The 20,456-nt window shown below is 40.1% G+C and carries 21 protein-coding genes; 11 read left to right on the top strand and 10 right to left on the bottom strand.

Annotation, left to right across the window (positions count from 1 at the left end):
• Positions 1-12 precede the first annotated feature (12 nt).
• From F946_RS15685 to F946_RS15670, 4 genes are all read right to left on the bottom strand, one after another.
• Complete coding sequence (locus F946_RS15685; protein WP_004984458.1) at positions 13-942, bottom strand: recombination directionality factor; 930 nt, start codon at positions 940-942, stop codon at positions 13-15.
• A gap of 118 nt (positions 943-1,060) precedes the next feature.
• Complete coding sequence (locus tag F946_RS15680; RefSeq protein ID WP_004984457.1) at positions 1,061-2,104, bottom strand: YqaJ viral recombinase family nuclease; 1,044 nt, start codon at positions 2,102-2,104, stop codon at positions 1,061-1,063.
• A gap of 148 nt (positions 2,105-2,252) precedes the next feature.
• A complete protein-coding gene (locus F946_RS15675) occupies positions 2,253-3,299 on the bottom strand; it encodes a DUF932 domain-containing protein (RefSeq protein WP_004984455.1) in 1,047 nt (348 codons plus the stop codon).
• 62 nt (positions 3,300-3,361) lie between these two features.
• Positions 3,362-3,679 carry a hypothetical protein gene (locus F946_RS15670; RefSeq protein ID WP_004984454.1) on the bottom strand — a complete coding sequence of 106 codons (318 nt, stop codon included), beginning with the start codon at positions 3,677-3,679 and terminating at the stop codon, positions 3,362-3,364.
• Positions 3,680-4,497: 818 nt separating this feature from the next.
• Between F946_RS15670 and F946_RS15665 the strand changes: the two genes are divergently transcribed.
• The 4 genes from F946_RS15665 to F946_RS15655 all read left to right on the top strand — a co-directional run bounded on the left by F946_RS15665 (position 4,498) and on the right by F946_RS15655 (position 5,862).
• Complete coding sequence (locus F946_RS15665; RefSeq protein ID WP_004984452.1) at positions 4,498-4,773, top strand: hypothetical protein; 276 nt, start codon at positions 4,498-4,500, stop codon at positions 4,771-4,773.
• 22 nt (positions 4,774-4,795) lie between these two features.
• Positions 4,796-4,942 carry a hypothetical protein gene (locus tag F946_RS17310; protein ID WP_004984451.1) on the top strand — a complete coding sequence of 49 codons (147 nt, stop codon included), beginning with the start codon at positions 4,796-4,798 and terminating at the stop codon, positions 4,940-4,942.
• A gap of 17 nt (positions 4,943-4,959) precedes the next feature.
• Positions 4,960-5,265: a hypothetical protein gene (locus F946_RS15660; protein WP_004984450.1), complete on the top strand. Its 306-nt coding sequence runs from the start codon at positions 4,960-4,962 to the stop codon at positions 5,263-5,265.
• A gap of 63 nt (positions 5,266-5,328) precedes the next feature.
• Positions 5,329-5,862 (top strand): hypothetical protein, encoded by a 534-nt coding sequence (locus F946_RS15655; RefSeq protein WP_004984449.1) that lies wholly within the window; start codon positions 5,329-5,331, stop codon positions 5,860-5,862.
• Positions 5,863-5,970: 108 nt separating this feature from the next.
• Here F946_RS15655 and F946_RS15650 read toward each other — a convergent pair whose 3' ends face one another.
• The 6 genes from F946_RS15650 to F946_RS15620 form a co-directional block, all read right to left on the bottom strand.
• Entirely contained in the window at positions 5,971-6,837 is an 867-nt protein-coding gene (locus F946_RS15650; RefSeq protein WP_004984448.1) for a hypothetical protein, read from the bottom strand.
• Between the two features lie 70 nt (positions 6,838-6,907).
• A complete protein-coding gene (locus F946_RS15645; RefSeq protein WP_004984445.1) occupies positions 6,908-7,849 on the bottom strand; it encodes a YagK/YfjJ domain-containing protein in 942 nt (313 codons plus the stop codon).
• 242 nt (positions 7,850-8,091) lie between these two features.
• Positions 8,092-10,476: a hypothetical protein gene (locus F946_RS15640; protein ID WP_004984443.1), complete on the bottom strand. Its 2,385-nt coding sequence runs from the start codon at positions 10,474-10,476 to the stop codon at positions 8,092-8,094.
• A 367-nt stretch (positions 10,477-10,843) separates the two neighbouring features.
• Positions 10,844-11,977, bottom strand: coding sequence for a tyrosine-type recombinase/integrase (locus F946_RS15635; RefSeq protein WP_004984441.1), 1,134 nt, complete (start codon positions 11,975-11,977; stop codon positions 10,844-10,846).
• A gap of 1,173 nt (positions 11,978-13,150) precedes the next feature.
• Positions 13,151-14,212 (bottom strand): phage portal protein, encoded by a 1,062-nt coding sequence (locus F946_RS15625; RefSeq protein WP_004984438.1) that lies wholly within the window; start codon positions 14,210-14,212, stop codon positions 13,151-13,153.
• Positions 14,209-15,990, bottom strand: a complete 1,782-nt coding sequence (locus tag F946_RS15620; RefSeq protein ID WP_004984436.1) for a terminase large subunit domain-containing protein — start codon at positions 15,988-15,990, stop codon at positions 14,209-14,211. The genes F946_RS15625 and F946_RS15620 overlap by 4 nt, the downstream gene beginning before the upstream one ends.
• Before the next feature lie 125 nt (positions 15,991-16,115).
• Between F946_RS15620 and F946_RS15615 the strand changes: the two genes are divergently transcribed.
• The 7 genes from F946_RS15615 to F946_RS15585 are packed head-to-tail and all read left to right on the top strand — an operon-like array spanning position 16,116 to position 20,455.
• Positions 16,116-17,021: a GPO family capsid scaffolding protein gene (locus F946_RS15615; RefSeq protein ID WP_228128122.1), complete on the top strand. Its 906-nt coding sequence runs from the start codon at positions 16,116-16,118 to the stop codon at positions 17,019-17,021.
• A 26-nt stretch (positions 17,022-17,047) separates the two neighbouring features.
• Positions 17,048-18,076 (top strand): phage major capsid protein, P2 family, encoded by a 1,029-nt coding sequence (locus F946_RS15610; protein WP_004984432.1) that lies wholly within the window; start codon positions 17,048-17,050, stop codon positions 18,074-18,076.
• Positions 18,076-18,906 carry a phage terminase small subunit gene (gene gpM / locus F946_RS15605; RefSeq protein ID WP_004984429.1) on the top strand — a complete coding sequence of 277 codons (831 nt, stop codon included), beginning with the start codon at positions 18,076-18,078 and terminating at the stop codon, positions 18,904-18,906. Before F946_RS15610 ends, gpM begins: the two co-directional genes overlap by 1 nt.
• A 5-nt stretch (positions 18,907-18,911) precedes the next feature.
• Positions 18,912-19,310 carry a head completion/stabilization protein gene (locus F946_RS15600; protein WP_004984426.1) on the top strand — a complete coding sequence of 133 codons (399 nt, stop codon included), beginning with the start codon at positions 18,912-18,914 and terminating at the stop codon, positions 19,308-19,310.
• Positions 19,307-19,510: a tail protein X gene (locus F946_RS15595; protein ID WP_004984424.1), complete on the top strand. Its 204-nt coding sequence runs from the start codon at positions 19,307-19,309 to the stop codon at positions 19,508-19,510. Before F946_RS15600 ends, F946_RS15595 begins: the two co-directional genes overlap by 4 nt.
• A gap of 39 nt (positions 19,511-19,549) precedes the next feature.
• On the top strand, positions 19,550-19,921 hold the full coding sequence (locus tag F946_RS15590) for a hypothetical protein (protein WP_035327245.1): 372 nt from the start codon (positions 19,550-19,552) through the stop codon (positions 19,919-19,921).
• 12 nt (positions 19,922-19,933) lie between these two features.
• Complete coding sequence (locus F946_RS15585) at positions 19,934-20,455, top strand: glycoside hydrolase family 108 protein (protein WP_004984421.1); 522 nt, start codon at positions 19,934-19,936, stop codon at positions 20,453-20,455.
• The last annotated feature ends 1 nt before the right edge of the window (position 20,456 follow it).

Here is a 20,456-nt window from a genome sequence, read left to right as displayed (position 1 = left end):
GTAAAAAATTAACTAATTCACTGCCCTCACACTCCCCTGTAACTCTTTCTGCATATCCTGTACAAATCCATCATCTTGATTGAGCTTAGGTTTAGTCTTGGATCTCGAATCAATAGGCTGTTGCTGAATTTCAGAAGATTTATCCACGTAAAACTCCTCAACAATTTCACCACCCTCCTCCGCATTCACCTCAAACTGTGCATTAGCAAAACCTTGCCCTGCAATGAAATCCAGTGCCTCCTGATAAAATCCTACTGCCTTACTTTGTTCATCAATCTGTTTGGCTACTTGAATCGCTTCTTGTAAATGAACACCCTCCCGTAAAGTTAAATCCACGTAATACACAGGCATTCGATAGCTTTGCGTAGTACTCTTGCCTCTTAAAGTGAGTTGCAGAGGTAGGCATGAAAGTAAGCCATTGGATGCTGCGTGGTAGTAACTGAGCCGAGCGGCCAAAGTACGAATGCTGTTAAAGCCTGTCGTTCTAAATACAAAACTGCCAAACTCATCCGATTCATCTAAATTCACATATAGACGACCATAGGGCTTACATAACCCACCTTGTGCCAATGGACATAGATCAGGTGATGGGCATGGGTGTTGCTCTACGCCTTGACTTGTTAAACGTTGGCAGGTCTCACCATTCCCCATACAAACAGGTCGCCCTGTCTGTCGATCAAATAAGCTGTACTCAGCACGTAAGTTCAGTTCGGGATCATTGAAGATCATACGGACAGGGATTGTTCTTAGTTTTTGATTCGGTGCTTTGACTCGAAGTTGTTCATCCAGTGGATGTTTCACCCAGCCCTCTTTATTTTGAATTTGGGAGGTCAAGGTAAATTGGTCATCCTTTTCAGGGACACGTTTACCATTTTTCTCAACCATCTTACCGATACTGATCCGCCCGAGTATTGGCGGTGTAATTGCTAAACCTTTAATCATATTGATTTCCTCTTTTGTATTAATTGAATAGGCATAAAAAAGCCCATGCTGTGGGCATAGGCTGATATGAGCTTGCTTGTTGGTATTTCACGTGATGCTGATGTGGATAAAATCTGAGTTATCCACCATTGGCATAAATCTGAAAACGCCGTGCACCCTGTTTAGCTTGCGGAAACTGGTTTAAGTATTCAGGATGTTGTTGTAGTAACGCTTTACTGTCTAAACTGACCGAGTCTTTAGCCTTTTTCCACGTCACTGAACCCGTTTTAAAGGTGGCACGTTCAGCCTCTTGCATCTTGGCTTGCAACTGATGTTTGAGTAGGTCAAATTGCTCTTGATACTTTTCGACTTGATTGCGTACTTGAATCAGTTGCTCAAATTGTTGATTGGCTTGCTCATCTTCAGATAAGTCTGTGGTACTGAGTGGTACATGCTCTGGATACAACAGTTGTAGTGCTTTGGCTGCCGATTCACTGGCATCCGCATCAGGTGGGGTATCTTGCTCGACACAGTCCCAAAAGTAGCGTTCCGCATTAACGATGTGTTGTATCACTGACTCAGAACGGGTGACTTTAAAAATACGGGTTTCATGTCCACAGAGTAAGACACAGATATGTGCGGCTTTCTTGCCTGTCACCGCCAATTGATGTTGCACTTGGCAAAGTACATATAAAGGCACACCATCTCGCCACAGCTTGGCACCATACTCCCCTGCGGTTTTACACTCCAGTATTTGTACATCGGCATCTCCAACAACTGAGTAATCCAAGTTGGCTAACATAAAATGCTTGTCTGGATCAGGGTGTTGTAATACGGCATTGACCCGACGGACTTTATAGTTGGTGTGCATGCTGTAGTATTCAGCCACTAAAGGTTCAAGCTGTTTACCCCAATACAAGGGTGCATGGCCTTCACTTTCTTCCTCAATATTTTGTTGAATTCGTCCTGTCTTGATCATCCACAGTTCCAACATCGACATATAAGGATTAAGGCCACAAGCAGCAGCACAGTCACTACTGCCAATTCCCTTGCGTCGAACTTCCAGCCATTCGGCTTGAGTCATATTTTTAGTCTCTACGAAACGTTTTGCGGTAAACAGTTTTGGGCGATTTGTGTGAATATTCAGTGTTGCGTTGTTTGGATGAATTACGGCTGAGTTCATAGTAATTTCCTGTCATTGTTGAATTTGGGGCATAAAAAAAGCTGTGTCCGTAGACACAGCTTTGAATAAAAGAGTTAAGTCATTTGTAAGGTTGAGCGTTTAAGTTAGGTGATGAGTCAGCTTAGGCTAATCAATAAATGCTTTGGAACTAAGCCAACATGCGTAAAGCTTGTTCGAGGCCACGTTGCTTAAGCCCCGCCCCTGCACCAAACCATGCAGAATCCAGACGGTGATCCTGACTCATAGCACGACGTTCGTGATCTGCAAATTCTGTAATTGAGCATAACAAGCCATAAGCCGTGTCTTTGGCTGAACTGAGTTCCGCACCGCGTCCTTGCCCATTAAACATGGTCATGACTTTCGACATGGCACGCCCATTCGGTTCAGTCTTGTTTTCAGCTTTGGTTGCTGAATTGGCTTGTGTGGCGACATTACGATAGAACTGAATAATACCTTCATCCTGCTCGATTGGGCTCAGGCTGGTGTTATTAAACACCGCATCGAAATACGCTGCCGCTTCAGTTTGTGTGACCTTACGTTGACTGAGTTGTTTCATTTCATACATGTGCTCATCCCATGCACGCACTGAAATCCCCAGTTGTTGTTTGATCTTTTCAGCATCGAACTTGGTACTGTGCGGCACTTTCACTACACCCGCACTTGAGTTTTGTCCCTCTAAGGCAATCGCTAAAGTGTTGTTACACACCACACGAATTGAAGTGAATTGCGCTGTAGTCGCTAAGGTGCCATCACAAGCAGTGGCTAAGAGAATATAGCCATTACTGACATCTTTACCTTTTAAAGCAGAAGTTTGCCCAGTTTTGGCTAACGCCCAAAATTTCTTCCCACCTTTCAATACTCCTGCTGTTTCTAATTCAAAACCTGATTGCTCGGTCAGGTCACGATAGAACTCCAAGATCTGTTTGGGTTGCACTTCCTGATAACGTTGGCTGACCACCGATAACGGTGCATGAGTGTCCGAGCGATATAAAACCCGCTGTTCCTCATAGGGCATGATGATGCTTTGGCCTCGATCATTTTTAGCCATATAGCTGACATCTGAAGATTCAATGCGCCAGTCCATGCCTGCCTGCTGTGCCCAGACTTCAATCGGTTGGTTTTGCGTGAGTTGATTACCTAAGCCATGCCAAGGGGTTTCACCGACGTAGGCCATTTGTTCAAGTTGATGTGCCATGATTTTAATTCCTGTAAAAGTTGAATTGCTGTAAAAGGTAATTGGATAAATTCATTTAAAAATTAGTTACGGATGCTTGGACTAAAATCGCGGTCACAGTCATTGCAATAATAATGTCGGGTATAAACAGGAAGAGAGTTGTTTTGAACTTCATCCTCCGTCACCAGCATCCAAATGCCACCGATCAGGACACCCACTAAGGCGCCTGCAATCGGGGGGATGTTTAAACTTTTCGAAACACTGATGCCTAAAGTGGCCAGTGCTAGAGGTGACATCACATTGTTTTGCGCTGAAGGTGAATTGCTGTTGATGACTAAATGTTGTGGAGATTCCAGCAGTACCGTGTCTCGGGACTGACAGTAAGGACATGGCAAACTCATCTGAATAATTCCTGTAATAAAAATGAGTGAAATAAAAAAGCCTACTTTGGGGGAAAGCAGGCAAAGCGTGAATTGGGTTATTGCATAGGGCTGTTTTGAAGGAGCCACATGCTTCTCATTTAAATGATATGTATCTGTATTATTTTAGAATGTGATTTTAATTGATGCTTTTTTATATCAATTTTAACGGCTGGATATAGGGATCAATTGACCTGATTTTTATCAGCGATTATGATGCAAGTACTGGCCTACATTGCCAGTCGGTTTTGACAGACCGTTTCATCTAGCACATCAAAAAGAGTAATTTTTTTGGTGGTGAACTCGTTCGTCCCCCTTCGTTGCGGTAGGGCGAGGGAGGGACGCCTTGTGCGTGCCAGTTCCTAGATGACTGGTCTGTCAACCCTTCTTCGTTCTGCCACCATCATTTGACAGTGATCTGGTAGAACTTCTATACATCTAGGAGTCATCTATTATGACGCTATTCAATTTGTGTACTTCCCCTGCACTCGCTTCATTTATACCTATTTCTCGACTTCGGCATTTCATTCCGATTCCTACATTTTATTTAACTTCTGTGCACTGATTCATTTCACCGCATTGATCATCCACTGAGTTTTTAATTCAGGGGCTGCTTTGTGCTGGAACAACATTATGAAATTGATCGCACAGCTGATTTTAATTGTCGTCGTGGTGGCGATGCTAGGCCCCTTTGTTTTTGTGCTTGGCGGACTATGGCTGCTGATTTATCTGGCAGGCTGGCATAAATAAACCCATCCGTATGACTTTAGAACAATAGATAACAATGATTTGGAAGAGAAATGAAATATCAAACTTGGTTTGGGGTAACAACCATTGTCCTCAGTAGCACCCTGCTGACTGCCTGTGACAGCAAAGTTAAACGTGACTTTAAAGCAGGCTGTCAGGCAGGTGGTTTAGACCGCTCTACCTGTGGCTGTATTTACGACAAAGTCGAAGCGCATTACTCGCCTGAATTTATGGAAAAAATGGCGGATGTCACGGTTCGAGAAACTATGCAACCACCTGAAGATTTTAACGTGGTAATGGCAAACGCTGTTCAGCAATGCCAGTCATAAATTCAAGTATCTGGGGAAACACATGAAAAACTATTTAATCATCGGCTATGTGCTGATCGCACTGATTTGCTCAGTATATTTCAAGAATTGCAGCAGTACCGCACATTACAGCTATGCCTACAATCTTGGTAAAGCCGTAGTTTGGCCTGTCACTATTTTTAAGAACTAAGCCATAGGAATAACAAAATGAAAAAACTCATCTTGGCCTGTGGCCTCAGTCTAATCTGTACCTCGCTGTTTGCACAATCCAATAAAGCAACCGTCATCGTCAAAAAGATCGAAGGCTTTAGTGAATCGGGCGATGCCTTTAGTTTTAAGAGCACCACAGGCAAACGCTATCAAGTTTATAACGCAGGTGGTAGCAATCCGATTCAGGGTGAAGAACTGATTTCCAGTTCAATTAAAAGTAAGAAAGCCATTTGCCTGCGTTTAGATGCAGATAAAACCGAACCGCGTTTGGTGCAATCAGTTCATAAGGGCAAATGCAAATAACCACACAGAACAAACAACGACTTTATTCATAAATGAAATAAGCAATTTTTTAGGAATTCAGCCATGAAACTGATCCACCCGATTCTTTTATCCAGTGTATTAATACTGGGCTTAACCGCATGTAGTCCAGCCAAAGAATCTCAAGCCACAGTAGAACCCAAAGCAACAGCAGATCAAAATACAGCCTCTACCTCGAATAGCACTTCTGATCAGTCTGAGACATCTAATCAGTCCGAAGATGATTTTGTCGTTGATAAATCATTTTTAGAAAATGGCGCTGATGCTGAGCAAATGACTGAACTGTCACAGGAACAACCAATCCAAGAACAGTTTGAAGTGCGTGTCCGTCGTGATCAATCGCAATATTCCGGGACAGGCTATGTGGATAAACTCAATATCATGTCACTAAATGATGATCCAACCACCCTGACCAGCGTATCAATCAATCGTGGCAATTGTAGAACCAAAGGCTTTTATGATTATCAAAATATGCGCTATGGCTCAGTAGCTCAGGTGTATCTCGGTTGTGCTGCTGAAAATGTGCGTGAAGTGACCCTCACCACCAACAGCGGATTGACCTATACCTATAATTTTTAATCATGAACAATAAGGCAGCTTTGTTTTCTCTTCTGTGTCTATGGGAATAACCTTCATTCCCATAAGACCACCCATTAATACATGTTAGAACAACATGTTCCATCTTCTTTAAGCCAAACTCAGGCCTATCCGCTGACAATCAAAGGTCTTTCTACGATGCCTTGTCACTCTTAAATAATAATTTCTAGCATGGTTATTCATACGAGCTTTTATAATCTGCAAAGCACGTTGAATCTGTTTATCATCATAACAATTCACGGAGATACCTTTTAAATCGTGCTCTTCAAATGAAACGGCTCCATAGCCATTGGTTATATCCAACCATTGTTCACCAATTTTACGGGCATGATCAGTTAAGGTGACAGCTTGTACTTGTCCAGCATAGATACAGAATAACTGAACATAGTAGCCCTGTTCTGGATCATGTTTGATCTGCCAAATCACAGAGTGAATTGAACGAAACAGCTCAGTATCTCTGGATCGAATTAACTTTAGGAAAGCACTGAGGTAAAGATCAAGATCATATAGTCGAATCACAGATAGCGCTTCAGGTTTAATGCCTAAACAAATTGGAAAGATGGTCAATTGATCCTGCTGCTGCATACACTCCAATAGAAAGCGTTCAACCTTCTTCACCTCGGCTTTATGCTGCTTCTGATCGGCTTGATAATCCGCTTCAATCAACCCAGCTTGATCATGTACGTATTTGATAAAACCTTCCACCACATGATCAGGTAAGTCTTGAATAGAATCATAGAACTTAAATACATTGGCTTTAAAGATGATCTGCTCAAGATACTTAAACACAATGATTGCTGCGATGTAATTATTCCCGTCCACAAAGAATCGTCTGGATTTCTTAATCAAGGGAATGATCTGCTGTTTGAATTGCTCAACACTGATTTGATTGGCTAAGATTGCTTGAATAAAGTTTTCAATTTCACAAAACGTTTGAGATTCGTTGTAAGTCGTCATGGTAAAACACATCCTAAGCTATTTATTCCATAGACTTAGGAGTGCCGTAACTTTTTAATGGTGAATTAATTTAGAATCCACATTGCTGCAAAGTTTGTGCAACACCTCTACGCCAATGTACTTCAAATTGACCCGTACCAAAGCTGCGCATTCGAGGCAACTTGGCCCGTAAATGCTGTGCATACTTTTCAGGATTGACCAGATACATAGCAGTATTCAAAGCATTACTGATTTCCATTGCAACATTGCACTGGATATGTCCTACACCTAATCGATTAAGTTCCTTAAACTGCTGCTTATGATCCGTGGTATTACAATTAAAGTACCATCCCAGATTACCTGTAATGCTTTGCCATAATTTTCCAACTTGATCAGCGAGATACCAGTCATTCTGACGTTTGGATGGATCATAGATTAGCAATAAGTGGCAATGATAGCCTTTATTTGCACCCTGCTCTAATGCCCATGCATACCCTCTCAAACCCATGAAACATCCATCTTGATTTGCTATACGGCTTCTTAAAATATTCATATGCTGTTGAACATCTTGAATACCTATATAGACTTGTTGTTCTTCGAGATAACCCAAATCGACACGCACAAATAACAGCTCAGAATAGTGGGTAATGAGTTTAGTCAGATACTGATACAGTGAATTTCGATTCTGCTGTTCTTGCTGAATGAAACGATTCAACTCATTCCAATATTCATTTTGATATTGATAGAGTACACAGCATAGGGTTTGAACTTGCTGAGTATTAAAATTTAAGATCTGTGATGCAGGTTGTCCATTTAGAAAATGATCAATCCAGTACTTACACTGAATAAAATATTGGATGGATTCAGCGTAGTAAAGCTGTGCTGAATAGAAGTGCTGAAAGGCTTCATATAATGTATTGAGTGACTGTTTGAATTGTTGCTCACTCATCCGTTCAAAACAAACGCTATAAACAAAGTCTTCAATCGCAATACAAAGATTAGATTCATTCCAGATCGGTGTTGTCAAATTCATGTTGTGATACTCATCATGTTAGGATTCATATCACAACCATGTCTGTAATCTTTTACTTGTTTACCCATATATATGAGTAAAGAATCAATCCGATAATAAAATAAGATATTGATAATTATACAATTAGCATTAAATATAATAACTTTAATAACCTGCTAAGCTCTATCTACGACTCAACAGAGAATCGGTTAAATCAACTTAGCGTAAAGCACGTGGCTTGATCGAACAGAGTAAAGCTAAAGTTAATTTTTTGGGTTACTACTCTTGTCATTTGTTGTCTTAGAACCTTTGATCAGTACCTTTGGCACATCTTTTTGGCTATCAAGCTGAAACAGATCACTATATACAATAAATTTGATTAGAGTTTCCAAAATGAAGTGATGAGCATTTTTATCTTTGGCCTGAATCAATATAAAACTTTCAGCGTATTCAGATCTGGAACGGTATATGGGCAACAACTCAACAGGTGTATGTCTAATACATGTACTCGGCACATCCAAAAAAGTCGCGCATTTTTCTGTAATAAAATTATTCCAATATTCTGATAGCAATTGTTCAATATGACTCACCTGCTTCACACAGCCCCTTTCAAGGAACATATACATATCCACATAAGGATTATTATGAGCATCTAATTGCCATAGGCCCAAGTAACCTAACAACCATTTGAGAGGTTTAGCACGCTTTCCCGTTCTTAAAAAACTAGTAAATGCTTTTGATAAATTGTCTTGGCTCAATACACCGCTGTTCAATTCACAACTTAACTTGACATGCAGTAGATAAACATCTTCTGTTAATAGCTGCTTAACATATTGTTTTGAACTCACTAAACGCTTATCACAGACCTTCCGCTTGTAATCAAGATATAAACTTAATGTGTCCGAATTACTCTCAAGACATATTTTAAAATCAGCATTATGTTCAGATGTTAAAAAAATACTATCCATTGACTTATGCTGGAGCTCATACCAAAAGGATGCAAATTCATTGACATATTTGGCACTATGAAAATTTATTGATTCCTCAAGGATTAGTGTATTTGTGGAAAAGTTTAAATTTTCAAACATTGACAGTGCATTCAAACCGACATTTCGTTTTTTATCGTCCAGTGACAATTGGTTCAGTAAGCTACTCCGCTTCAACAGCGACAATAGCCGCTTACCAGTCAGACTCAAACATTTCCGAAGCTCTTTGTCAGTTAATGTCTGATTTGATGACAGTATAGGGATTAAAAAGGGTTGCTCAAAACTCTGCTGCAACATTGCAGCCATCATTTCAAAATCCAGTAAATATTGTTTTAAACATTGGTTATCAGCGAATCGCTCACTGTAATATAATTCAGCCAACGCCATGTATATTTTCATTTTCTTTGACAATTGGCGAGTAGACCAAATTTTCTTTTCATCAGTTTGAGTGACTAATTGTTGAAATTTGAGCACTGGCTTAGGATTGACTATAACAACATCCATAACTTGGGGTATAGCAGAATTCAAAGCATCCAAATAAAAATTAATTTCGTAAGGCTGTTCATTCAGTTCATTGATACATTCCAACTTAATATAGTCATCAACCAAATAAAAATAACTTAAAATCCAATACTTGAATTGCTCGATCTTTCCGAGATTCGCCTTACCTATATGTCCAACTGCCTTATTTGAAAAGTTTTTACGGACAGCTTCATTCCAATTTCGTACCTGTATATAAAAGTGATTCCTAAAGTTCAAATCAAACAGATATTGCAACTGTTCAACCACACCTTGTTCATCAAATTTCGGAGAATGCTTAAAAATAAGAATACAATGCAAATTCACGCCTAAATGAAAATCATGCTCAAATTTAGTGTTTGCACGGACAACGTTGGGTAAGCTTTGTAAAAGACTGTATACCATTGGAAGTTGTTGATAAATTAAATTAAAAAAATGATCGAAGTTATTGGCGTCGCGGTTTTGATGAGGATTGATAAATCGAACATCAACACAAAGGACATACACACTGCCTAGTTGTTCAAGCAATTGATCAAAAGATGCATATAATCTGCCTAAATAATCCAGTCTTCCTGATCTTTTTTCCACTTTAGCAATGTAATCGTGCTCATCTTGCTCTTGAATTTTAGATATACCTTCAAAGCACTTTTGCTTAGGAAAACTGTCTATATTCCAATTTTTGTCTCTTGCAAGATTAATGTCATCAATTTGAAAAAATGACTGGTTAAGTAAGTGCAATTCTTCCAGATCATTCACTCCGGCCATCCGAAGTCGTTGCGATAATTTTATTATTTGCTCTGGATTTATGTAGATTTCTTTAAAAATGTTGAAATTATCACTCAATCGTATATTTGGTAATTTCATCATAGTGCGATCAAAGCGTAATGCACTGAAAGTTGCGTGTACTTGATCAAGCCTCTTTTGATCATTATTTTTAATCGCACTTTCATAATTATTTAGGCTGAAATTCAACCTACCCAAAGCATCATCCACAAAAAATTCGATGTTCTTCAGAGTATGTATTGATTCATTAAAAAATAAATCACTTTCAGAGTTCTCAGCTTTCCGCGTTCTAACAGATCGCTGAACACGCTGGTCTAAAATTTTAAAAATATCTATTTTTTTAATTTCTATTATTTTCATTTTTCAATTAAATATCAGTTAAAGTAAGTATTATAGCAAACAAATCAATTCCATATTTCTACTATTAATCACATTTATAAAAACTATTAATTCAAAATAAAAACGCACATAATTTGTCAGAATATAAATAAAAATGACTATTATTCTTATTTATTAAGTGTGAAATTTACCCATGACTTATTCTTTTTTCTAAAAGATTAATTTTACGAATAATGGAAAAATAAATGAGCTTAAGACGTTTGAAGAAATAAGAATCGAACTTAGATCAGCAGTTCGAGACATTAAATATAAGTAAAGTATAATTAAATTTATCTTAATAATAATTTTAATACATACGCTATGTTCAATAACATAGCATTTCAATAAATTAGACGTTCAACCATTTCATAACCTGCTCCCCATACCACTCCATAATTTTCACTCGCTCATCCCAATACTGTGCTCTGTTATAAGCTGAGCGAATTCTGTTTTGAGGAACATGAGCAAGCTGACGCTCAATGGCATCAGGATTAAACAGATTTGATTCATTTACGACTGTACTGAATAGCGATCTAAAACCATGTGTCGTCATTCGACCGGCATAACCTGAACGCTTAATAACTGCCAAAATAGATTCACTACGCATCGGTTCTTTATTATTTAAACGATGAGGGAAAAGCAATTCTTGATTATGGGTAAGCCTTAAAGCCTGCAGTTCTTCAATCATCATGTTCGTCAACGGCACACGATGTGGAAGACGATTCTTCATACGTTCTTCAGGGATATCCCACTTACGTCCTTCCAAATCAAACTCATCCCAGCGTGCTTGTAGTAACTCACTAACTCGAACACCAGTCAGCATAATTAAAATGATAGCATGATGTGTCTGAGCATCGCTTGGATAAGCTCTGACTTTTCTTAGAAATTCGGGCATATCTGAAGCTGGTAATGATGCCAAATTTTTTACACGCTTATTCTTAAGCGCATAAACTAAATCACCCGCAGGATTATCATAACGATAACCATGAGCAATGGCATATTTCATAACCATGCCACAACGAGACAAGGTGCGTTTAGCTACTTCAAGTGAGCCTCTTGCCTCAATCTTTTTGATGATCTGTAAAATTTCAGGTGCTTGAATCTGATTAATACGCTTATTTTCTAATGAAAGATACAATTCATCTAGAGATGCTCTGACATTGCTAATATGCTTCGGGGACCACGTTTCTTTCTGATTCTCAAACCAATCTTCAGCTACCTCTTTAAAGAAAGGCTTTATGTCCTCATGAAGTACTGATTTTGAATGTTTATACTTAAGTTCATAAGCCATTTCTCTAGCTTTTTTCAAACTAAGTTCTGGGTATGGTCCTAGTGACTCAGATTGACGCTGCCCATGAACGGTATAGCGGACATTCCAATACTTCTGACCCTTAGTCGTAATAATCAGCGATAAACCATGTGAATCTGATAGACGATATTGCTTATCTTTCGGTTGAGCTTTTCTACATTCTACATTCTGCATCTGTGAGTGACATATCTTTAACCAGAATTTGTTGTGTTAATTTCTGGGTAAATTTTGCCAATTTTTACCCACACAAAGCAAAAATAGGGTCAAATCGCTTAGGACAGTATCGGACAATACAGCCAATAAAAAAGCCTTTAAACATTGAGTTTAAAGGCTTTTTTAGATTCCGATGGATTACTTCGGAAAGAATTTTGGTGGAGGTGGCGGGAGGAAAACGTAGATTATAAATACATGTAATTTAACAATATAAATATAATTAAAAGTGTTATGTGTAACATCTGTGTCACCCTAAAAATATTTTCAGTTCAATTCCCTGTTTCTCTCTATAACTCAGCCCCATAAATATTAAGCAAAGTTGCATCAAGAGAATGTGTATAACACTCAGAATCTGGGAGAAAACTTTCTTCTTATAAAAAGCTTGGCTCAAAAATTTAGGTCATAAAAAAAAGAGGTTACAAAAGTTACAGATTTCAAGAATAGCTATTAACTATATGTTTTTAATAATTAAATATTCATTTTATAAAGGTAACATTTAGGTTACTTTTAAGTTACATGTAACCATTTAAAAAAGTTACAAATGTAACCTCATATCTATTTGTTTTTAATATGTTTATTAGATTTAACCCAATTCCTGTAACCTCATGTAACCCCATAAAGGTTACAACTTTTTATTTTATTATTCATGCACTTATATATTGTTTTTTATGGGCGTAACTTTTGTAACCCCATTTTTACTTCGACTTTTAAAATAGAAAAAGCTTTAAATAAAGTAATACGCATCTATACGCATCAAATTGCGTCACTGAGTAGCCATAGAATCGCCTCTAAGCCCTTTAAACCATAAGGGCTAGGGTTTCTATGCTGTTGCATCAAAAACGCGACATTTAGGAACTGCGCAGGCGGGAGAGGAGATTGCGTTTGGTCATGAGGCAAAGGTGAAATTAATTGCCTGCTGTATTTTGAGAATTGGATATTTAATAAATCTAAGAAGATGTCCATTGCCCACCATCGCAGTTGATCATAGTCTTCCAATACAGCAGGGATATACCATCCAAATTTCAGGCATAAAAAAAGCCGACCAATAATAGCCAGCTTAGATATAAACAATTGAATTAAAACATTATTACCATATTATTTTCGTGCATTATTTAGTAAAATATGGGTGACTATTCACGTCACGTTTGTAGATAAAAGCTCGTACTGTTTGAACTTAATCACTTCATAGCCCAGTCTTTCGTTGATCTGTTTCAATAGGTTTTGATAGTAAATAATTTCATTGTAGTAAAAGACTTTTGCAGCCTTTTCAACATCACCAAAGCCACCCGCATTTTGTGGTACCACACCAATCAATTGAGGTGGGATACGATGCCCTGCTAATTGGTCATCTCGACTGGCAATTTTAATATTATAAAACTCATCTTTAGCCGCGACCTCTGCCAGTGGGATGACATTCACCCCTTTTTCTTTTCCCCCTGGTGTATAGAGCAATAAATTTTTAAAGTTCCCTGCTCCCTTTGAATTCTCAAGTGCATCCTCAAGCTCAGTGACATCTGCCTGAGTATGCATGGCATCTGTGATATGAAGAATGAATCCAGCATGTGCACCATTTTTATAATAACGTCGACGGAACAACGTCGCGGATTCATTGAGAAGAATCGCATTGATGCTGCTCAAGTAATTCGGGATGCCATATACCTCCTGCCCAATGTCTGATTCAAATAAATGAATCATGTCCTGTGGCTGAAATACATGATTGTGGGTTTGATCATAATCCAGTTGATAATAACTGGATAAGTCTAAACCTCTCCGCATGTTTAAGGCAGGACGAGATCCAAGCCCAATAATCCCACCAAAGCGATTTCTTTTGATATTCGCATAGCAATTTGCAAAGGTTAAAAGATTCAGTGCCAATGCATTGAAGTCATGCCGACTTAACAATGGATGAGGAATAAAATCACTGGTTAGGATGTTACGTTTCACTATCAAGGCACTGGTGTGATGACTGGTGGCTCTGAACAATTTAGCAGTGGCCAGCATGTCATAAGGCAATTCATACCAGTCCTGCCATTTCGGGCAATAACCGTACTCAAACAAGGTATGGCCATCAAGAACAGGTTCAGGCTGGCCAAAGTTGCTACAGACGATAGATTTTTTACTTGGTGCTTCAATTGAAGCAGCTGCAGGTGAGCTGATTCGTTGTAAAGCCTTAGGGACTAAACTTTTTAAGTTCATGATTTGAATACTCGAATTCGGCTACGTTGTACGCCTTGTTGTGATGGGTCAATAGTGTCGACAATTGGAGCGTTCTCTAATCCATTCATGATTGCCCAAGCCATATCACCATGACCGTTTTCTGCTGACCGGGTCGTGATCAATGTTTTGTTGCCACCACCGCTTGTTAATGCTTTTTTGACTGAAAGGAATGCTTTGGCCACCGTGGTGAGACCAGCATCAAAATGTAAACGTCTTTTTTGAAACAACTCTTTCGCTCGAAGTCCCATGCGGATCTTGAGTTCAGGGTTATAGTTCAGACGGGTTAATGCTGGGAAAAACTTTGCCACGTGCTCGGCCACGGCAATACCATTACCTGTGTTATCCATACCGATAAACATGACGTTATAGCGCCCACAAACTTTTTTGATATACAGTGCTTGCTCTTGAGCACTTAGGCCTTTGAACTGTTTCACCTCTAAGATTCGATAGGGTTCAAGCGGAGTACGTGGTGGAGCAATAACTGCTAGTGCTGCATTGTCCCCCGTGAAAGATGGGTCATAGCCTAACCAAACCTCTCCTTGATAATGCGGAGTCTCATTTGGCTTAAAGTCTTTCCACACTTGCCATGAATCCACCATATTTGGCGTGATGATTTTGAGAGGAAAATATGAGCCTGAATCATCGATAAACTCGCAGTCATATAGATTTGAAAACTCATCATCGCCATATTGATTAAGTAGCTTTTGGCGATCAAACAGATCACAGCCTTTGTCTTCTGCATCCGACAACGTCACAATTTGGCGGGTCTTTCCGTCCGCACATTTCACTGGCATTTTAAGTGCAGCTTTACTGACATCAATCTCGATAGGTAACTTTCTACCGCTATCCGTACCTGTCCAAAATTTATAGGCTTCATGCAAAATACTGGATGGCGTGGACATATAAATTTCTTTATACATTTTCTGTGATGCCATCGCGCTGGCCACTTTTTTGAACTGTAAAAATTTACGAATCCAAAAAAATTCATCCATGATTACATCACCATGACGGCCTTGCGCAGTCAGTGCATTGGTTCCCAAATAGTAAACCGTCGCTTGCTTAACCGGACCATTAATCACGATTGGATCACCAGTCAATTCAATGCCACAAACTTCCAGTACAAAGGCTTTGATGTATTCAATGAATTGATATGCCTGCGCCTTAGATGCAGACATGAAAATTTTATTCTTGCCTGTTTTGAGCAAGTCAATCAATGCCCATAATGCAATGATATGGGTAGCACCAATCTGACGAGATTTAAGCAAAATGAAGATGTCACTTTCCTCAATCGCTTGCATCCACTCTTGTTGGTAAAGAAATAAGAAATCTTCAAAGGCTTGCTCGAGCAGCTTGAGATCATCTTCAGTGAGTTGATTTTTAAGTTTTCGTTTTTTCGGTTTATCGTTACGGTTTTCTAGTTTTGGATTGAGATCGGCTTGATTACCACCCTCACGATAGCGCTCTATTCTCGCCCAACGTTCAAACTGACTACCAATAAAATCCATTTCTTTGTAATTCGCATTGCTCTTACCATCCATGAAAGTCAAAGCCATATAGCGAACTTTTAGGCCTAAAGTCACATCATCAAATAAGTCCGCCTTTTCCCAACCGTCGCGCTGTTTCCAACTTTCAACGGTCGAGCGATTCTCATCAAGGTGCTTTGAAATTTCAGATACAGACATCCCCATAGCAAACAGGATTCGTCCATGTTGCCGAGGATTTAATTGATCAAAAGTAATGGGTGAGGTCGTATTCATGTGCCTAATGTAGCCTTTCGACCACAAAAGCTATGAATCAAAAAATCCTGATTAAGGCTTATTCAGGATTGGACTAATTGCGAGCAAGTTTATTAGTCAGCAGACTGCATCTATCAGAAACATAGATGGAAATTTATATGGGACTTGCAGGTGAAGGACGTGTAGAAAAACGCTTTCGTGTGGCTCTTGAAGGTCAAACAGTCGATGGACGAGAACTCACTGGACAAGAAATTCAGCAAATGGGTGCAAGTTACAGTCTGGAAAAATATGGTGCACGAATCAACCTCGAGCATTATTCAGGATGGTCACCTGAACCACCTTTCAATGCCTATGGCGACGTCGTCAAAGTTGAAGCTGTACAAGAAGATGGCAAATGGGTGCTTTATAACACCCTTTCAGCCCTGCCGAACTTTGTGGCCATGAATAAAAAAGGTCAGAAAATTTATCCATCGATTGAATTCTATCGCAACTTTGCAGGGACGGGCATTGCCTATCAAGTCGGCCTTGGTTTGACGGATACCCCTGCTTCGCTTGGTACAGAACCCATTAAATTTTCATCGAATCAATTTGCCTTATGCACTCAACCCAACGCGGAGATTTTTATGTCCCTGACAGCTCCAACTGATCAAGACACTTCAGTTCCAAATGATCAAAAAGGCTTTTTTGAGCAGCTTAAAACCTTGCTCACCCCAAACCAACCGAAAATTCCTGCCCAGCCTGACGACTTTCAAGCAGTGGTGACTCAAGGGTTAGTGACGGCTTTAAACGGTATTAAAGACCTGAATGAAAAATTCAGCAAATTATCGGCCCCACCTGCTGCTGCACCCGTCCAACAAACCACTACGCCCGTTGCCCCAGTTGAACAATCTGTGCCTGGTGCAAATAGCGTACAAGACCAACTCAACCAAGCATTAGGACCGATTCTTCAGTCGCTTCAAGGTATGCAAACGCAGATTACTCAGCTCTCAACTACTGCTGTGAATCTACCTCCCGCTGCAAGCGGTGGTGATACCGACCAAGTTGCATACTAATTCAATCATCTAGGAAATAATCAATTATGGCAGTCGTTCTCAGTCCAGTTGCACGGACAAAACTTACCTCTTATATCGCAGACATTGCACGTGCCAATAATGTTGAAGATGCACGTCATACATTTGCGGTTCAGCCCGTTCCTGAACAAAAGATTATTGCGGCATACCAAGAAGCAGCGGACTTCTTAAAACAAATTAACGTATTCCCTGTTGATAATGCCAAAGGCGAAAAAATCGGTCTGCAAATTGGGACACGCATTGCAGGTACCACGGATACGCGAGTCAAACCGCGCAATCCAGTTCCAGTTGGAAATCTAGATTTACTGGATGAGTATGACTGTACCCAAACCAACTATGACGTGGCTTATTACTGGTCATTGTTAAATGCGTGGAAACATCATCCGAATTTCAAATCAATGCTTCAATCGATGGTCATCGTTGCTATTGCACTCGACAAATTATGTATTGGTTTTAATGGTCTTTACCGAGCTGCGTCATCTGACCGCGTGGCTAATCCAATGTTGCAAGACGTGAAAAAAGGTTGGCTACAAAAAATTCGTGACCTTGCTCCTGAGCAACATTATGAAGGTAAGGACGATGGTACGGGCAAATTGGTCACTGCGATCGGTGCAACGCATGAGTTCAAAACTGTCGATGGCTTAGTAGAGTTTGCCGTTGAAGAATATATTGCTGAACAGCACCGTGAAAGTGGTCTGATTGCCATTTGTGGCCGTGGCATTTTGAGTGACAAATATCTGCCTCTGTTAAATACCATTCAAGATCCAACCGAGCAGCTGGCAGCGCGAACCATTTATGCCAATAAACAGCTTGGCACTTTACCTGCAATGCATGTGCCTAGTTTCCCTGCGAAAACAATCCTCATCACGACACCGAAAAACCTTTCAATCTACCTGCAGTCAGGCACCTTGAATCGTTCTATCGTCGAGCAACCTGAATGGGATCGCGCGGTTGACTTCCAATCTGTGAATGAAGACTTTGTGGTCGAAGACTACAGTAAATGCGTCCTCATCGAAAACATTGAGGTAACAGCCTAATGTCAAATTCAATGCGTCAAGATCGTGAAAAAAAATTAGCTGAAAAGCGTTTAAAAATGGCGCTCAGTGCTGATCCTCGTTTGTTAAAAAAACGAATGATCATGGGCTATGATCCTGGTTCACCTGAAGGCGACCAATCAGTAAATGTAACATTACCTGAATCACCTACTGCAAATATTGATCTTCGCTTATTCAATCATTTGAATCAGTTGAAAGACAATAAATCGGTGCAAGACAAAATCGAGCTGAAAAAGCAATGGTTACCTGAATATTATGGCTATATCGACGGCTGCCTCGCTATTTCACCTTCGGCTCAAAACACCTCACTGGTGACCTTAATGATTTGGGCAGTCGATGCGGGGCAATATGAATTAGCCGTCCGTATTGCTGAGTATGCTTTGCTAAATGACATGGTGATGCCCGAAGGTCATAGCCGTGGAATTGCAGAATTTGTTACTGAGCAATGTGCCAATGATTTTAATGACGATATTGACCTCGCCATTGAAAATGCGGAAGTGATTCAGCGAATCATTGATCTTGGCGTCGGAGAACAGATGGTCGATCAAGTTCGCGCCAAAATTTTCCGTTCATTAGGTGATGCTCTTAACGAAGCTCAACCTGTAGAAGCCCTAAATGCTTATAAAAATGCGTTGCGACTCAACAGTAAAGTCGGCTGTAAAAAAGAAGTTACAGCACTAGAAAAACTGTTGAAAAAGCAATCAACCGAGTCGTCTCCCGACGCCACTGTCGGCTCGCAGGCAGATTCAACGACTGTTTCGGCAGCTGCTGAGTCTGATCCTGCGTCCACCGACACTAAGCCTACGGAGTAAGGATCATGTTGCTAAATGAATCCGTTTCTGAACAGGTGGTGCAAAACCCTGAAGCTGACCGTCCAAACGTCAGTATCACAGACTTGCTCGGAACGGTTCGTTTAGACAAGTCCAAAGGTCAGGATCTGCTTGCTGAAAAAATCACACTGGCGATGGACATGATCAATGATCAAGTCCTGTTGCTAAAAATTGAGACTGAAGCGCAGATCCGCAAATACAAACGTGCTGTTTGCTATGAAGCAGCAGCACTGATTTGTGAAGACAATTTGGATTTTGATACCACCACGACAGGTCAATCGCGCGGTGAAAACCAACAAGCAAAAACGCAGTCATTACGTCGAGTGGTCAACCACACGATCGCTGACTTAACCAACCAAAAACGCAATCGGATCAAACTGGTATGAATACAGTTTATGCCATCCAAGGGGACACGCTTGATTCAATTGCTACCCGTTATTTTCCGAATAACCCGGTTCAGGTTTTAGCAGACTTGATTGAATTAAATCCAACACTTGAAAGCGTCATTTTGATTGAGCACCAAGCTGTGGTTTTACCTGAAGCGATAACAACATCTACCACCCAAACACTTAAATTATGGGATTAAGTTATGTTAGAGCGCATAACAGCCCCGAAGGGGAAATCAATGAATGATCCGATTTCAATTAAAGGATTACCGTGGTTATTAAAAATTGCTGCTGCCATTTTAGGTGCAATTTTGGCACTGATTTTAAGTGGGGACATCGATACAGAAGGTCGAATTAAGATCACCGTAGGTGTGATTTTAAAATTCACCATCAGTGTGGCCATTAGCTTGTACGGTGGCTCAGCATTTATTGAATATTACCAACTCACCTCTTACTCGCTGATGTCGCAAGGCTTTGTCATGCTGATTTTTGCAGTATTTGGCATGTTGATGATCGGCATTTGGTATCAATCTTTACAGTTATGGAAAGGCAAAACAGTCAGTGAAATTATCGCTGAAGTGAAAGCAGCCTTTTCAGCACTATTCAAATAAGGATCTCAAAATATGAGTCTTACTTTTGATACAGCATTTGATCGCTTGATTGGCCATGAAGGTAAATTTACGGAAGATCCCAAAGATCGCGGTAACTGGACAACGGGAGTGATTGGTAAAGGCCAATGTAAAGGGACTAATTACGGCATTTCAGCCATGACTTATCCTGATTTAGACATCCGAAACTTAACCCTAGATCAAGCCAAAGCGATTTATAAGCGTGATTGGTGGGATCGCATAAATGCCGATGACCTTCATCCCGCAATTGTGTTTCAGGTTTGGGATTTTGCCGTCAATGCAGGCATGGGAACGGCTAAGCGTAAACTGCAAAAATCGGTCAATGTGGCCGAAGATGGGATCATTGGTCCGATGACCATTAAAGCCATCAAAAAAGCAGATCTCAATGATGTTTTGTTGAAATTCAATGCTGCAAAACTCAAGCATTACACCAGTTTAAGCAATTGGCAACGCTATGGCAAAGGCTGGACAAATCGCACCGCTGATCAACTTCTTTATGCAGCATTGGACAATTAAA

It is taken from the genome of Acinetobacter johnsonii ANC 3681 (genome assembly GCF_000368805.1).
GTDB lineage: Bacteria > Pseudomonadota > Gammaproteobacteria > Pseudomonadales > Moraxellaceae > Acinetobacter > Acinetobacter johnsonii.
Note: the sequence above shows the minus strand (reverse complement) of the source record. Positions and strands in the feature narration are given on the sequence as shown.